General features: G+C 73.1%; 13 protein-coding genes. 5 read left to right on the top strand and 8 right to left on the bottom strand.

The window, feature by feature from the left end:
• Positions 1-288: 288 nt before the first annotated feature.
• Positions 289-1,452 carry a sensor histidine kinase gene (locus LZ198_RS30645; RefSeq protein WP_253975655.1) on the top strand — a complete coding sequence of 388 codons (1,164 nt, stop codon included), beginning with the start codon at positions 289-291 and terminating at the stop codon, positions 1,450-1,452.
• 84 nt (positions 1,453-1,536) lie between these two features.
• Here the strand turns inward: LZ198_RS30645 and LZ198_RS30640 are convergent, their stop codons facing one another.
• Genes LZ198_RS30640 through LZ198_RS30630 form a run of 3 tightly spaced genes read right to left on the bottom strand, consistent with a single transcriptional unit; the run spans position 1,537 to position 5,364 of the window.
• Positions 1,537-2,145, bottom strand: a complete 609-nt coding sequence (locus LZ198_RS30640; RefSeq protein WP_253975654.1) for an HMA2 domain-containing protein — start codon at positions 2,143-2,145, stop codon at positions 1,537-1,539.
• Positions 2,146-2,155: 10 nt separating this feature from the next.
• Entirely contained in the window at positions 2,156-2,398 is a 243-nt protein-coding gene (locus LZ198_RS30635) for a hypothetical protein (RefSeq protein ID WP_253975653.1), read from the bottom strand.
• Positions 2,395-5,364, bottom strand: coding sequence for a cation-translocating P-type ATPase (locus tag LZ198_RS30630; protein WP_253975652.1), 2,970 nt, complete (start codon positions 5,362-5,364; stop codon positions 2,395-2,397). The genes LZ198_RS30635 and LZ198_RS30630 overlap by 4 nt, the downstream gene beginning before the upstream one ends.
• Positions 5,365-5,700: 336 nt before the next feature.
• On the opposite strand from LZ198_RS30630, the gene LZ198_RS30625 reads away from it, so the two are divergent.
• The gene (locus LZ198_RS30625; protein ID WP_253975651.1) at positions 5,701-6,789 is read left to right on the top strand and encodes a YcjF family protein; all 1,089 of its coding nucleotides are present in this window, start codon (positions 5,701-5,703) and stop codon (positions 6,787-6,789) included.
• A 21-nt stretch (positions 6,790-6,810) separates the two neighbouring features.
• On the opposite strand, the gene LZ198_RS30620 is transcribed toward LZ198_RS30625, so the two are convergent.
• The 4 genes from LZ198_RS30620 to deoC form a co-directional block, all read right to left on the bottom strand.
• Positions 6,811-7,449, bottom strand: coding sequence for a hypothetical protein (locus LZ198_RS30620; RefSeq protein WP_253975650.1), 639 nt, complete (start codon positions 7,447-7,449; stop codon positions 6,811-6,813).
• Positions 7,450-7,531: 82 nt separating this feature from the next.
• Positions 7,532-9,265 (bottom strand): phospho-sugar mutase, encoded by a 1,734-nt coding sequence (locus LZ198_RS30615; RefSeq protein ID WP_253975649.1) that lies wholly within the window; start codon positions 9,263-9,265, stop codon positions 7,532-7,534.
• Positions 9,266-9,330: 65 nt separating this feature from the next.
• Complete coding sequence (locus LZ198_RS30610; protein WP_253975648.1) at positions 9,331-9,723, bottom strand: TraR/DksA family transcriptional regulator; 393 nt, start codon at positions 9,721-9,723, stop codon at positions 9,331-9,333.
• A gap of 15 nt (positions 9,724-9,738) precedes the next feature.
• Positions 9,739-10,578: a deoxyribose-phosphate aldolase gene (gene deoC / locus LZ198_RS30605; protein ID WP_253975647.1), complete on the bottom strand. Its 840-nt coding sequence runs from the start codon at positions 10,576-10,578 to the stop codon at positions 9,739-9,741.
• A gap of 114 nt (positions 10,579-10,692) precedes the next feature.
• Here deoC and LZ198_RS30600 point away from each other — a divergent pair, with 114 nt between their 5' ends.
• The 3 genes from LZ198_RS30600 to LZ198_RS30590 are packed head-to-tail and all read left to right on the top strand — an operon-like array spanning position 10,693 to position 13,432.
• Positions 10,693-11,925 (top strand): ComEC/Rec2 family competence protein, encoded by a 1,233-nt coding sequence (locus LZ198_RS30600; RefSeq protein ID WP_253975749.1) that lies wholly within the window; start codon positions 10,693-10,695, stop codon positions 11,923-11,925.
• Positions 11,922-13,178: a ComEC/Rec2 family competence protein gene (locus LZ198_RS30595; RefSeq protein ID WP_253975646.1), complete on the top strand. Its 1,257-nt coding sequence runs from the start codon at positions 11,922-11,924 to the stop codon at positions 13,176-13,178. Before LZ198_RS30600 ends, LZ198_RS30595 begins: the two co-directional genes overlap by 4 nt.
• Positions 13,175-13,432 (top strand): DUF3006 domain-containing protein, encoded by a 258-nt coding sequence (locus LZ198_RS30590; RefSeq protein ID WP_253975645.1) that lies wholly within the window; start codon positions 13,175-13,177, stop codon positions 13,430-13,432. Before LZ198_RS30595 ends, LZ198_RS30590 begins: the two co-directional genes overlap by 4 nt.
• A 34-nt stretch (positions 13,433-13,466) precedes the next feature.
• On the opposite strand, the gene LZ198_RS30585 is transcribed toward LZ198_RS30590, so the two are convergent.
• Positions 13,467-14,678, bottom strand: a 1,212-nt coding sequence (locus tag LZ198_RS30585) for an AgmX/PglI C-terminal domain-containing protein (protein WP_253975644.1), incomplete at its 5' end; no start/stop codon positions are given.

Here is a 14,678-nt window from a genome sequence, read left to right as displayed (position 1 = left end):
GTGACACCTGGGTGTTGGCTGGCGAACGCCCTTCTCTTCGGTGACTGGAGGAACCCGGTGCGCCAACCCCCTGCCGTTACTTGGGCGTTCCTCGGGTTTCTCCGGGATTGAGACACAGGGCGTCGTGCTCACGCGCGGCACGAGGCTCGCATGTAGCACCCGCGACGAGCCGTGCCGAAGTGGAGCCGGCCTTAGGGGGAAGGCTTCATCCATTCCGACGCGTCCTTCGTAGGGACTCCTTGTGAAACCCGGGCCCGGTCCGCCCGGTCAACACGGTGGGGGTGGGTGATGCTGGAGACGACGGGAACGACCGAGACGTACCGTCCGCGGGTGTTGGCGGTCGACGTGGAGTCAGCGGGCATGGAGCGGCTGTGCTCCATCCTGGCGCCAGCCGGGTACGACGTGCTCCCCGCGGGAGACACGAACGCGGCCTCACGCCAGACGGCGGACCTGGTGTTGCTCGATGTCGAGCGACCGGGGACGGATGGCCTGGCGGCGTATCGCCGGCTCCAGGCGGAGCTGGGGGCGCCGTCGGTGCCGGTGCTCATGCTCACCCGGAGCTCGGACCGCCAGGCGCGGCAGCAGGTCCTGGAGGCCGGGGTGGACGACATCCTGACCACCGAGCCGCTGGACCCGCTGGAGCTGAAGGTCCGCGTGCACACCCTGCTGGAGCTCAAGGCGCACCGCGAGCGCGGCGGCCAGCGCGCCGAAGCGCTGCAGGATCCACGCACCCGCTGGGTGGAGATGGAGCGGCTGGCGCGCGTGGGCACGCTGGCGGCGGACGTCGCGCAGAACATGGGCCACATCGGCGAGGGGTTCCAGCGGGCGCTGGGCCACGTGCGCAGCCGCGCGATGCAGGGCCTGCTCCCGGACGTGGAGGAGCTCAAGAAGCTGGGCGTCGCCGGTGAGCAGATGCGGCTGTACGGCCAGCACCTGTTGTCGCTCGGCCCCACCAACCCCAAGGACATCCAGCGCTTCGACCTGCGGGAGCTGGTGCCGGTGGTGGTGGAGCGGCTGCGCGCCAACGGCCGGTTGAACAGCACCGTGGAGGTGACGGTGCTCCTGCCGGAGGACCCCTTCGCGGTCGTCTTCAACCGCCGGCAGCTCGAGCAGGTGCTGGTGGAGCTGCTGGTGAACGCGTCCGACGCGGTGGAGGACGTGAAGGACCGGCCGCGCCGCGTGCACGTGGGCCTGGAGCTGCCGGACCTGTTCGGCGACTTCGGCCCGCGCATGTTCGTCAAGGACACCGGCATCGGCATCTTCGAGGACGAGCTGCAGGCCGTCTTCGAGCCCTACTACACGACGAAGTCGCCGGAGAAGGCCGCGGGCCTGGGCCTCACCGTGGCGCGCGCGCTGGTCGAGTCCATGGGCGGCAAGCTCACGGTGCAGAGCCGCGTCAACCTGGGCAGCACCTTCACGGTGGAGCTGCCGGAGCAGACGTCGTCCTGGTAGCGAGCCGGGCCGCCCCCGCGCGACGGGGGCGCGCCACCGCCTCCCAAGGCCACGCGGCGAGCCCTCCATGACGCCTGGGCGCCGCTACGGATGCACGCCGTCCTCGTCTCGCGTCCCCACCGGCGACGACTCCGGCGCACCGCCGCGCACGGGCGCATCCGTGTTGTTGATGGCCGCGCGCTCCGAACCGTTGAAGGTGGCGAAGGCCCACCACGCCAGGCTGAACCAGTCCGGCGTGGGGATGCGCCGGGTGGCGATGATCTTGGTGGCGCCGGCCGCGACGAACGACAGCGACGTGAGCACCCCCAGGCCCACCTTGCCCTGGGTGGCGCGGAGCACCTCCAGGTCGATGCCCTTGGCGAAGCGACTCACGGCGCGGGCCATGTCGCTGCCCACCACCAGGGCCTCCAGCAGCGTCTCCTCTTCGGGCGGCTCCTCGCCCGGACGCACGACCAGGTCGATTCCGGTGAACCCCTTCACCGCCGCCACCACGACGTCCGTCTCGAGCACGTCCGGGTCATGCTGACACAGGACGCTCCCGGTGAAGGGCCGCACCTCCACCTCCTCCATGCCCTCGAGGGCCAGGAGCCCCTCCGCGAGCGCGTTGGCGACCGCGCCGTGCTCGCGCAGCCAAGGCAGGCGCAGGCGCAGGCGGCCCGGCAGGACGTGGACCACGTAGATGAAGCGCGCCATGACGCCCTCCTCAAGCCCTGGCGTGGCCATTCGCATGGCCGTTGGCGGTGGCGCGTCGGGCCCGGGCCTTGGCCTCGGCGAGCAGGTCCTCCAGGTCCTCCTGCTTGATGGCCGTCCGGGCCATCACCATGTCCCCGAACCGGTAGGCGGAGGTGGCCAGCTCCACGAGCAACGGGCGCACGTGCCGGCTCAACAGCACCGACCCCGCGCCAGCGGTGTAGCCCAACAGGAACGACGGCAGATGGAACTTCATGGGGACATCTCCAGATCAGCGGGAACGAGGACGGAAGCGCGCGGCGCGGCGCGGCGCAGGACGCGGCGCCCCTGGCGGTACAACCCGGAGACCGTCATGGGCAGGACGAGCCCCGTCGCCAGGCCCGCGAAGGCCCTCCAGGTCGGCGCGGGCAGGCCCAGCACGGCGCGCAACGGCGGCACGACGAGCGCCAGCCCCTGCATCGCCACCGCGCCCCCCACCAGCACGGTGAAGCGTCCGGAGCCCTGGTAGCCGCCGCCGTGGATGTGACGCGGCGCCCGACACACCGGCGCGTAGCCGAGCTGCGCGGCGGTGAGCATGCCGAACGCCAGGGGCGGCCCCCCCAGCACCATGCCCGCGGCGCCCAGGCCCGCCATCAGCAGCGCGTCGCGCACCACCTGCCGCGCCATGTCCCCCGGAAGGAGCGGCGCGTCCGGAGGCGCCGGGGGGCGGTCCAGGATGTCCGCGTCCCCCGGCTCCAACGCCAACGCGAGCCCGGGGAGCGTGTCCGTCAACAGGTTGAGCCACAGCAACTGGAGCGGCAGGAGCGGCTCGCGCGCGTTCAACAGGGAGGCGCCCACCACCAGCGCCATCTCCGACAGGTTGGTGGCGAAGAGGAAGCGGATGGAGCGGCGCAGGTTGTCCTGGACGATGCGCCCCTCTCCCACCGCGTGGATGATGCCCCGCAGGTCCTCCCCGGCCATGACGACGTCCGCCATCTGCCGGGCCATGTCGCTGGAGCGCGCGCCCACCGCCACGCCCACGTCCGCGGCCTTCAACGCGGGCGCGTCGTTGATGCCGTCTCCCGCCATGGCCACGATTTCGCCGCGCGCGCGCAGGGCCCGCACCAGCGCCATCTTGTCCTCGGGAGTCACCCGCGCGAGCACCGACACGCGCTCCAGCCAGTCCCCCTCCGCGCCTCCTGGAGAGGACAGCCGGGCCGTGACCTCCTTCGCGACCAGCGTCTCGCCCCGCAGGCCCACCTGCCGGGCGACGGCCTCGGCCGTGTGCTTCTGGTCGCCGGTGAGGATGATGGTGCGGATGCCGGCCACGCGCGCCTGCCGCAAGGTGTCCGCGGCGCCCTCGCGCAGCGGGTCCCGCAACCCCATGAAGCCGATGAAGGTGTAGTCCGCGTCCCGGGCCTCGTCGCGTGACAGGTCCACCCGGCGCCAGCCCAGCGCCAGCACCCGCAGGCCGTCCTCGGCCAGGGCCTGGTTGCGCTTCAGCAGCCGCTCACGCGACCGCGCGTCCAGGGGACCGTTCGCGTCGCGCGAGCACAGGCGGATGATCTGCTCCGGCGCGCCCTTGACGAAGGCCACCCCTCCTTCGGGGGCTTCGTGGAGGCTCACCACGTAGTGGATGCCCTCGGAGCGCTCCATCAACCGTCGCCGGGGATAGGCGCGGCGGAGCTGCGCGCCGTCGAGCCCCGCGTCATGGGCGGCCGTCACCAGGGCGCGCTCGGTGGCGCTGCCGGCGATGATGACCTCGTGCCCGTTGCGGTGCACGTCCACGTCGCTGTTGAGCAGCGCCGCCGCGAGCGCCAGCGACGGCGCATCCTCCAGCACGGCGTCCGGCCGCGCGCGCAGCGACGCGAGGTCCACCGCCCCCTGCCCGACGTCCAGGACCTCCAGCCGCATCTCGTTGCGCGTGAGGGTGCCCGTCTTGTCCGCGCAGATGACGGTGACGCCTCCCAGCGCCTCCGCCGAGGCCACCCGGCGCACCACCATGCCGCGCGCGTGGAGCCGTTGCATCGAGCGGACCAGGGCCGCGGTCGCGACGATGGGCAGGCCCTCCGGCAGGGCCGCCACGCCCAGCGCCACCGCGCCGCGCAGCACCTGCGCCAGCGGCCGGCCGTGCGCCAGCCCCACCGCGCCGGACAACACCGTGGCGCCCACGGAGAACAGCGCCACGCGCCGGTCCAGCCGGTCCAGCTTCCGCGACATGGGCGTGGGAGGCGCGACGGTCTCCTCCACCAGCTTGCGCACCCGCGCCAGGGCCATGGCCGAGCCCGTGGCCACGATGACCGCGCGGCCGTGGCCGGACGACACCGCGGTGCCGGCGTACAGCATGGCGTGGCGCTCGGCCAGCGGCGCGTCCTCCGCCACGGGGTCGGCCCCCTTGGGCTGGGGCTCGCTCTCCCCGGTGAGGGGGGCCTCGTCCACGCTGAGCCGGTGGGACTCCAGCACCCGCGCGTCCGCGGGCAGCACGTCCCCCGCGCGAACCAGCAGCACGTCGCCCACGACCAGGTCCGAGGCCGGCACGTCCTGGAGGACGCCGTCGCGCAGCACCTGGGCCTGTCCCGCCTCCAGCCGCTGCCAGGACGCCAGCAGCGCCTCGTTGCGCCGCTCGATGCGATAGCCGATGCCCGCGTTGAGCCCCACCACCGCGAGGATGGCGGTGGACTCCAGCACGTCCCCCGCCAGCGCGGAGGCCGCGGCCGAGCCCATCAACAACCCCATGGGCACGGTGGCCACCTGCGCGCGCAGCAGCGACCACCGCGAGCGCGGCGGGCAGCCGTTGACGACGTTGGCGCCGTGGCGCTTGAGCCGCGCCGCCGCCTCCGCGCGGGACAGGCCCTGCCGGTCCGTGCGGCACCGGCGCAGCACCTCGTCCACCGTGCGCGCGTGCCAGGGCTCCTCGTCCGGAGGGGGCTGGGCGGGGGCCTGGGGCCGCCGCGGCGGCGGCTCGTGCGCGGCAGGCGCCTCCGAGGAGACGTCTTCGCCCTCTTCCTCCAGACGCTCGAGCAGCGGGGCCTCGGGGCCATAGCGCAGCAGCAGGCGCCCGCTGCGCGGCTCCGCCTTCACCTCCTCCACGCCGGGCCAGGCGTGGAGCGTGCGCTCCAGGCGCCGTCCCATGTAGCGGTTGCCCAACAGCCCAGGCACCGCGAGCCGCAGGCGTCGCGACGCCACCGCGTGCCGCACCACCTTCGCGGGCGACGCCTGCCCATCAATGAGGATCACCACCATCCGCCGCCCCCGAGGAGCCCAACGTGGCGGCGTGCCTCCCGGCGAGCAAGGCGGCCCGCTGCACGGCCTTCCTGGAGAGCAGTGGACACGGCACGCGGAGCGCGGGGCCTCGCACGGTGCGCGTGGGAGCGCCGCCCCGCCTGGAGTCCGTGGAGCGCGAGGGCAGGCGACGGAGCGACCCACCGCCCACCGGGCCGCCCCCGGCGACCGGGAGGACGAGGCGCTGTCTTGCCCCTGTCACGTGGCCCGGAGGCGCCCTTCCGCTACGCTTCGAAGAGGAGCATGCCCCACGTATCGGGGCGAAGGTCCTCTCCCCCGGGAGGACGACGAGGCGTCATGGACCTCCATCTGGCAGAAGAGATTCGCAAGCAGGTCGAAGAGGCCTTCCGCAAGCGCGGTCGGGTCAACATCGTCATCGCGGGCCGCAGCGGCGTGGGCAAGAGCACGCTCGTCAACGCGGTCTTCCACGGGCGCATCGCCGACACAGGGCAGGGCCGCCCGGTGACGCGGGAGACGCGCGAGTACACCAAGGACGGCATCCCGGTGAGCATCCTCGACACGCGAGGCATGGAGCTGGGCGCCTTCCAGGAGACGTTGACGCACCTGGAGGACCTGGTGGCCGCGCGCGCGCGGGACCTGGACGCGACGCGGCACCTGCACTGCGCCTGGCTGTGCATCGGCGAGGATTCCCGGCGCGTCGAGGACGGCGACCTGGAGGTCGCTCGGATGCTGGCGCGCCACATGCCCGTCGTCGCCGTGGTCACCAAGGCCCGCAACGACCAGGGGTTCCGGGCGGAGGTGGAGCGACTGCTGCCCATGGCCCGCAACGTCATGCGCGTGCGCGCCCTCCAGGAGACGGACGACGAGGGCCACACCCTCCACGCTCGCGGGCTCGTCGAGCTGGTGGAGCTCACCATGGAGCTGGTGCCCGAGGCCCAGCGCAACGCCTTCGCCGCCGCCCAGCGGGTGAGCATCGACCAGAAGCGACGGCGGGCCCACGGCATCGTCGCGAGCGCCGCCGCGACGGCGGCCATCATCGGAGCCACGCCCATCCCTTTCGCCGACGCCGCCCTGCTCGTCCCCACGCAGGTCGGAATGCTGGCGGGGATTAGCAGCGTGTTCGGACTGCCCCTCACGGAGGCCTTCCTCTCCACCCTGGTGAGCTCCATCGTCACGGGCCTGGGGGCCACGTTCACCGGCCAGGCCATCGTGTCCGGGCTGCTCAAGGCCCTCCCCGGCGCGGGCTCGGTGGCGGGGGCGCTCATCGCCGCGTCCACCGCCACCGCGCTCACCACGCTGTTCGGGGAGACCTACGTCGCCGTGCTCGCGGGGCTGATGGAGCGCCGCTCCGGCGAGCTGCCCTCCGAGCAGGACGTCATCCTCGCCTTCCGGGAGGAGCTGACGCTGCGCAGGGCCACGGCGTAGCCCCGCGCGCGCCTCCCGCGCTCAGAACCGGTACGCGACGCCGAAGAGCGCCTCCAGGGTGAACTCGCTGTCGTCGAAGTCGGGGATGAGCGCGGGCCCCATGCGCAGGTTGAAGGTGGCCGCCAGCCGGCTGTCGATGAAGTACTCCAGGCCGCCGCCCACGAGGACGGGGATGACGGGGCCGATGCTCTCGCCGAAGTAGACGTGGAACGGGATGTCCAGGCCCACGTTCACCATCATCGCGCTGCTGGCGGGGATGCCCACGACGAACGCCACCGGCAGCGCCAGGCCCACGTCCGTCTCACCGTGGTGGAAGTAGAACAGCGGACCGGGCTGGAAGGTGACGGCGAAGGACACGTTGCCCGACTTCGCCAGCATGTAGCGCATCCACGCCTGCAGCTTGATGCCGGCGGTGGTGTCGCGCACCCAGCCCTCGCGCCCCCAGTTGAAGTTGAACTTGCCGCCGATGTCGAAGCGCTCCGACGTGCCATGCAGCACGCCGAGCGTCAGGCCCGGCCAGCCGATCTGCCCGGAGAAGGCGGTGTTGTTGCGTCCCAGGGTGTCCGCCGCGAGGACGGACCAGCCCTGCCCGCGCGCCAGGGCGGCGCCCGGAAGAGTCAGGAGACAGGCGAGGAGGAATCCAGGGATGAGGCGCTTCACACGCGGACCTTTCGAGAAGGGGCCGCGCACGCGCGAGGCGCGCGCGACCAGGGGGTGGACGAAACAGGGGCCGGGGGCTCGCCTACGGCTGGCCGCGCTCACGCGCGAGCGCGAGGAAGGCCTCGATGAAGGCCCCCAACCGCGCCTCCGCGCGCACGCGGGCCTGGGCCAGCGGCTCGCCGGCGGCGGGCGTCTCCTTGTGCTCGAAGTAGTATTTGATCTTCGGCTCGGTGCCGGAGGGCCGGAGCGTGACGCGCCCCCCACCCTCCATCTCCAGCGCGACCACGTTGGAGGGAGGCAGTCCGTTGACGCCGCGCTTGTAGTCGAGCACCGCGCGCACCGGCTCCCCGCCGACGTGCGAGGGCGGAGAGGCGCGGAAGGCCTCCATGATGCCGCGGATGAGCTGCGCGCCCGCGGCGCCGGGGAGCGTGACGTTGCGCTGGGCGCCGACATAGAGGCCGTGCTGGCGCTGGATCTCCTCCAGGTAGCCCAGCACCGTCGTGCCCCGCGACTCGCACCACGCGGCCAGGTCCGCCATGACGACCGCCGCGCCCACGCCGTCCTTGTCCCGCGTCACGGTGCCGGCGGTGTAGCCGAGCGCTTCCTCGTAGCCGAAGACGAACTGGGTGCCCTCCGCGCGCTCGCGCTCCAGGGCCCGGTTGGCGATCCACTTGAAGCCCGTGAGCACCTCGTCGTACGCGGCGCCGAGCGCCCGGGCGATGGCGCCCAGCTGCGTCGAGGAGACGATGGTGGTGACGACGTGCGGGCGCGCGTGCTTCGTCCCCTGCGTGAGCAGGAAGTGGCCCAGGAGCACCCCCACCTCGTTGCCGGTGAGCATGCGCAGCGTCCCGTCCGCGTCGCGCGCCATGACGGCGAGCCGGTCCGCGTCCGGGTCGTTGGCCAGCACCACGTCCGCCTTCACGCGCTCGGCGGTGGCGGTCGACAGGTCCATCGCGCCCGGCTCCTCCGGGTTGGGGAAGCGCACGGTGGGGAAGCGGCCGTCCGGCTCCTGCTGCTCCGCCACCGGGGTGAAGCGGGGGAAGCCCGCCTCGCGCAGGGCACGCTCCGCCCACACGCCGCCCACCCCGTGCATCGCCGTGTAGACGAGCGACAGCGTGTCCGAGCCCTTCTTGTACACGCGCAGCCCGAGGATGGCGCGCACGTAGGCGTCCCCCATCGCGTCCGGGACGTCGCGCCACAGCCCCTTCGCGCGCGCCGCCTCCACGGTGAGCAACGGCACGCGGTTGGCCGGCTCCACCTGCGCGATGGCGGCGGCGATGCCGGTGTCGTGCGGGGGGATGATTTGGGCGCCGTTGCCCCAGTACACCTTGTAACCGTTGTACTCGGGTGGATTGTGGCTGGCCGTCACCATGATGGCGGCGGCGGCGTTCAACTGGAGGCACGCGTACGCGGTGAGCGGCGTGGGCACGGGCGTGGGGAAGACGTGCGCGGGGATGCCCTCGGCGGCGAGGACGGCGGCGGTGTCCTCGGCCAGCTCCGCGCTCAGCCGGCGCGCGTCCCGGCCCACGACCACGCCCCGCGTGGCGGCGTCGGGCACGTGCTGCTTGAGGTAGCGCGCCAGCCCCGCGGTGGTGCGGCGCACCACGGCGCGGTTCATCCGGTTGGGGCCCGCGCCGAGCACGCCACGCAGCCCCGCGGTGCCGAACTCGAGGTCCCCCGCGAAGCGGTCCGCGAGGTCCGCGAGACTGGCGGGGTCGCCCTTGGCGAGCACGTCGGCCAGCTCCGCCCGGGTGGTGGGGTCCGGGTCCGCCTGGCGCCACGCCTCCGCCCGCTCTCTCAGTCCGGTGTCGTTCATGAGGGCCTCGCTGCCTCGTCCAAGGGTGAGGGCGCGCGGGCCGCGTGGCTCGAGCGCCGCGTTGTTCAGGTGTAGTCGGTGAGCTTGCGGCGCGTGTGGCGACCCTTGGGGTTGTCCTTGCCCCCCTGGCACGTCACGCACAGCTCCGCGTACGGCATGGCGCGCAGCCGGCCGAGCGGGACCTCGTCGCCGCACTCCTCGCACTCGCCGAAGCCGTCCGGGTCGTCGCGCAGCTTGCCCAGCGCCTTGATGACCCGCGCCAGCACGCCGTCCATGTTCCGGTTCCGGTTGGAGGCGATGGCCTGCATCATCTCGTTGAGGGGCTGCTCGTCCTCGTCGCCGCCGATGCGCGCGTCGTCCGTGCGGTTCGGTTCGATCCTCGCCGGCGTCTTCTCCGTCAGCTCCGCGTGGAGGGCCAAGAGCAGCTTCTTGAATTCCTCGCGCTGTTTCGCGTTCACGTCGGCACCGCCGTGTCAGTACTTCGCGCTGGAGACCTGCCCGTTGACGATGGCGACGGACGCGGACGCGCCCAGGCGGTTGGCGCCCGCGCGCAGCATCTTCATCGCGTCGTCGGCGGAGCGGATGCCGCCGGAGGCCTTCACGCCCACGTCCTCGCCCACCGTGAGGCGCATCAGCGCCACGTCCTCCACCGTCGCGCCGCCGGAGCCGAAGCCCGTGGACGTCTTCACGAACGCGGCGCCCGCCGCCTTGGACAGCACGCAGGCGATGACCTTCTCCTCGTCCGTCAGGAGCGACGTCTCCAGGATGACCTTCACCGGCCAGGGGCGGCTGGCCTCCACCACGGCGACGATGTCCTGGTGGACGCGCGCCAGCTCGCGGGCCTTGAGCGCGCCCACGTGGACGACCATGTCGATTTCACGCGCCCCGGCGCGGATGGCCTCGCGCGCCTCGAACGCCTTCGACGACGGCAGCCCCACGCCCAGCGGGAACCCCACCACGGCGATGGGCACCGTCCTGGAGCCCGCCAGCACCTTCGCGGCGGCGGCCACGTGCGAGCTGTTCACGCACACGGTGGCGAAGCCGTACTGGCGCGCCTCCTCGGAGAGCTTCACCACGTCCTCGGTGCGCGCCTCGGGCTTGAGCAGCGTGTGGTCGATGTACGGCGCCACGTCCGCGGCGGAGCGCAGCGACTCCGGCGCGACCCTTCCGGTGGACGGCCACGGCGCGCTCCCGGGAGCCACGTCCGCCTGCGCGGCGGACGCCTCGGAGGCCGCCTTCCACTCACTCATGTGGCGGCGGACCCGCGCTGTGATTTCCTCGACGAACTCGGAGAGGTCCCTGGAGTCGGACATAGCGGTCCCTTAACGCACTTCGCCCCCCTCGGGAAGCGCTCGGACGATCCGCCGCATGCCACTCACACACGAGGTACCGAGAGTGGGAGCCAGGCGGTAGAGTTCCGCCCCGTGATGTCCTTCGCCCGGTTGTCCTGCGTCCTCGCCCTGCTGCTGACCTCGCTTCCGAGCCTCGCCGCGGAAGCCCTGCCCACCGCCGGTCCCGGCAAGCCCCTCACGGTGTACTTCTTCGACGTGGGCCAGGGCGACGCCGCCCTCGTCGTCTCGCCCACGGGCAAGACGGTGCTCATCGACGGCGGCCCCCCGGAGTCCCGCGAGAAGCTGGCGGCGCGGCTGAAGGAGCTCGTCTCCGGCCCGCTGGACCTGGCCATCCTCACGCATCCGCACCTGGACCACCTGGGCGGCTTCATCCCGGCGCTGCGCGCGGTGGGCGCCAGGCGCTTCATGGACCCGGGCTTCAACCACCCCAGCGAGGCGTACCGGGACCTGCTCCAGTTCGTGGGCGAGTCCGTGGGCCAGGTGATGACGCCCACGCCCAACCCGGCCGCCCCGCACACGCTGCTCACCATCGGCCTGGGCGAGGGCGTGTCGCTCACCGTGCTCTGGCCGCGCGTGCCCCAGGAGCCGTTCCTCGCCGGGACGCGGTCGGACGCGAACTCCAACTCCATCGTGGCCAAGCTGACGTACGGGCGCACGGCCTTCCTCCTGGTGGGCGACGCCGAACCCGACACGGAGGCCACGCTGCTCCAGAAGCCGCTGGACCTCACGGCCACCGTGCTGAAGGTGGCCCACCACGGCGGGCGCCACTCGTCGACCGCGCCGTTCCTCCAGGCGGTCAAGCCCCAGGCGGCGGTCATCTCCTGCGGCGCGCGGAACGACTACGGACATCCCTCCCCGGAGACGCTGGAGCGGCTGGCGGGCGTGGGCGCCCGGGTGTTCCGCACGGACCAGGACGGCGAGGTGGTGGCCTCCAGCGACGGGCGCACCATCGCGCTGCGCGCCCACGGCGGCACGGGCCCCCTGCTGGTGGTCCCCGGGGAGTTGACGCCCGGTCCCATCGCGCTCGGCCCCGTGGAGGCCACGCCCCGAGGCCAGGAGCCCGGGCGCAAGGCCAGCGAACCGAAGCGTGAAGCGGTCGTCATCGAGCGCGGCGCGTCCGGCGCGACGAAAGAGGGGGCGTCCGCAACCCCCGCGACGAACGAGCGATATATCAGCCTGAAGAACAGCAAGGTCTTCCACAAGGAGAGCTGTTCGACGCTGAAGCGCTCGAAGTCGGAGCGCACCTTCTACACGAACCGGGACGCCGCCCTCCGCGAGCGCCGCCCCGCCGAGGATTGTCACCCATGAGTCCGCGTCATCTCGCTCTCCTCGGAACCCTGCTGTTCCTGTCCGCCTGCAAGGACCCGCCCCCGCCCGCCCGCGCCGAGGCGCGGCGCTACTTCGGCGCGCCGCCGGACGGGAAGCTGCACGTCTACTTCTTCGACGTGGGCCAGGGCGACGCCGCCCTCATCGTGTCTCCCGAGGGGCACACGGTGCTCGTGGACACCGGCCCGGCCACCGCCGCCAACCACCTGGTGAACCGCCTGCCGGAGCTGCTCTCCAAGCCGCTCGACCTGGTCATCCTCACGCACCCGCACAACGACCACCACGGCGCGCTGGAGCCCGTGCTGAAGCGGGTGGGCGCGCGCCAGCTCATGGAGCCGCAGCTCCCCAAGGCGCCGGACGCCTACGACGCCCTGCTCACCACCGTGAGCCAGCGCGGCGTGCAGGTCATCTCCCCCGCCCCGCCCACGGGCACCCCCAACGCGCCCCAGCGCATCGCCCTGGGCCAGGGCGTGTTCCTGACGGTGCTGTGGCCGCGCGCGCCCTCCGACGCCCTCCTGGAGTCCACGGACGCCTCGCTGGAGGTCAACTCCATCATCCTGCGGCTGTCCTATGGGGAGACGTCCGTGCTGTTCATGGGCGACGCGCTGGCGGAGACGGAGGAGTACCTGCTGGCGCGCGACGTCACCGTGCAGTCCACCCTGCTGAAGGTGGGCGCCCACGGCCTGGCCCGCGCCACCACCGCGCCGTTCCTCTCCCGCGTGGGCGCTCGCGCCGCGGTCATCTCCGTGGGCGCCGGCAACGAGTTCAAGGCCCCCGCCCCCGCCACGCTGGAGCGCCTGAAGGCGGCGGGCGTCCAGGCCTTCCGCACCGACGTGGACGGCGAGGTCCAGCTCGTCAGCGACGGCAAGGCGCTCACCGTCACGCCGCAGACGCTCCCCCTGGGCACCCCCTCCGACACGCGCTACACGCTGAAGGGACAGGGGCCCACGCCGGAGCCGAACGTGTGGGCCGGCAAGCCCCTGGCCGCGAAGCAGCCCGCGCCGCCCGTCGAGCAGGCGCCGCCGGAGCCCCCTCCGGCCGCGAAGAGCGCCGAGGCCCCGAAGTCGAACGGGAAGAAGTCCAAGGGCCCCTTCCACGCCAGCCGGATCCGCGAGCTGTACCACACCCCCGACTGCCGGGCCGCCCACGCCATCGCCGCCAGGAACCTCGTCGTCTACAAGACGCGCGAGGAAGCCGAGAAGGACAACCACATCCCCCACGACTGCATCCAATGAAGACCCGTACCCCTGGAGTCCGCGCCACCGTGGACCGCATCGAGGATGACCTCGCCGTGCTCGTCGTGGACGGCCGCGAGGTGACACGCCCCCTGGCGTCGCTGCCCGAGGGCGTGCGCGAGGGAGACGTGCTGGACTGGGAAGCGCAGGAGGTGGACCGCGAGGCCACCGAGGCCCTGCGCGCCGAGGTGGAGGAGGCGCGCCAGCGGGCCCTGCGCGGCAAGACGCCGCCGCCGGGAGACTTCGACCTCTGAGGGAGGGAAGTCGTCCCGGCCAGGCGGCGCCCGACTACCGCCCGGAGAGCACGAGCGGAATCTCCAGGTCCACGTCGTCTCCGGAGAACTTGGAGAAGACCATGGCCTTGGCGCGGTCCCGGATGCAGGTGCCCACGCTGGAGCCGCCGTTGTTGAGCTCCTTGCGGCTGAAGGTCGCGGCCTTCACCTTGCCGGAGGCCCCCACCGTCGCGGTGAGCGTCACCTTGCCGCCGCGGAAGCCGGGGTTGCGCTTGAGCTCCTGGTCGACGCAGTCGCGGAACGACTGCTGCGTCTGATCGACCACGCGCTCCACCTCATCGTCGGAGGGACCACCCACCTCCTCGGCGTCCGGAGCCGCCACCGGCTCGTCGGCGCGGACCTCCGGGGCGACGTCCTTCTTCTCGCCGTCGGCGTAGACCTTCTCCATCTGCGCGGCGGACGGAGGGGGCGCGGCGGCGCCCTCGTTGCCCGCGGCGGGCGCGGCGGGCTCGGCCTTGGGCTCCGGCGTCGCGGCCGGCTTGGGGGCCGGCGCGGGCGGAGGCTTCACGGGCGCGGGGGGCGCGTTGCCCAGCAGCTTGTCGCGCAGCGCGCCCACGCCCTCACCGGAGAAGACGGAGCGCTGCACCGGATTGCCGGCCGGGTCCACCGTGTCCACGCGCAGGGGCATGATCTCCAGCGCGTCCGACAGCACGTACAGCACCGCCACCGGCAGGGCGATCATCAGCAGCGCGAAGACGACGTACTTCGCCGGGGAGTTGCGGCGCGTGACGCCCGCCTTCTTGGCGAAGTGGCGCGTGTCCTCGCGGGGCTTGCTCTCCTTCTCGTCGCCGCCGCCCAGCGCGGCCATCGGGTCTTCGTCGGAGCCCTCGCCCTCCTCGCCCTTCTCCGGGAGGTCCAGGTCGGAGAACAGCTCGTTGAGCGGAGCCGCGTTGCTCGCGGGCGCGGCGGCGCCCCGGCGCGGCTGGGGCTGGGTCTCCTCCTGCTCCTGCTGCGCGTTCGGATCACCGAAGTACGTCGTGTCCGGGTCCTCCTCCGGCACCCACGCGCGCTGCTGCGGCTGCTCGGGCTCCGGCTCCGGCTGATACTGGGGCTCGGGCTCCGGGAGGAAGGCCTGCGGCTGCGGCTCCGGCTCCCGGCGCGCGGGACGGGCCGCGCGCGGCGCGGGCGCCGGCTCCGGCACGGGAGGAGGCGGGGGCGGAGGCTCCGGCGCGGGCGGCGGCGCGAACAGGGCGGCGAGCTCCGGGAC

The organism is Myxococcus dinghuensis (assembly GCF_024198235.1).
Classification (GTDB): domain Bacteria; phylum Myxococcota; class Myxococcia; order Myxococcales; family Myxococcaceae; genus Myxococcus; species Myxococcus dinghuensis.
The sequence above is the reverse complement of the archived record's forward strand: the minus strand, read 5'-3'. Positions and strand labels throughout refer to the sequence as shown.

What these genes read in the sequence shown, in the direction of transcription:
- LZ198_RS30645 (WP_253975655.1), top strand. Translation starts at nt 289, where the DNA reads ATGCTGGAGACGACGGGAACGACCGAGACGTACCGTCCGCGGGTGTTG.
- LZ198_RS30640 (WP_253975654.1), bottom strand. Translation starts at nt 2,145, where the DNA reads ATGGCGCGCTTCATCTACGTGGTCCACGTCCTGCCGGGCCGCCTGCGC.
- LZ198_RS30635 (WP_253975653.1), bottom strand. Translation starts at nt 2,398, where the DNA reads ATGAAGTTCCATCTGCCGTCGTTCCTGTTGGGCTACACCGCTGGCGCG.
- LZ198_RS30630 (WP_253975652.1), bottom strand. Translation starts at nt 5,364, where the DNA reads ATGGTGGTGATCCTCATTGATGGGCAGGCGTCGCCCGCGAAGGTGGTG.
- LZ198_RS30625 (WP_253975651.1), top strand. Translation starts at nt 5,701, where the DNA reads ATGGACCTCCATCTGGCAGAAGAGATTCGCAAGCAGGTCGAAGAGGCC.
- LZ198_RS30615 (WP_253975649.1), bottom strand. Translation starts at nt 9,265, where the DNA reads ATGAACGACACCGGACTGAGAGAGCGGGCGGAGGCGTGGCGCCAGGCG.
- deoC (WP_253975647.1), bottom strand. Translation starts at nt 10,578, where the DNA reads ATGTCCGACTCCAGGGACCTCTCCGAGTTCGTCGAGGAAATCACAGCG.
- LZ198_RS30600 (WP_253975749.1), top strand. Translation starts at nt 10,693, where the DNA reads ATGTCCTTCGCCCGGTTGTCCTGCGTCCTCGCCCTGCTGCTGACCTCG.
- LZ198_RS30595 (WP_253975646.1), top strand. Translation starts at nt 11,922, where the DNA reads ATGAGTCCGCGTCATCTCGCTCTCCTCGGAACCCTGCTGTTCCTGTCC.
- LZ198_RS30590 (WP_253975645.1), top strand. Translation starts at nt 13,175, where the DNA reads ATGAAGACCCGTACCCCTGGAGTCCGCGCCACCGTGGACCGCATCGAG.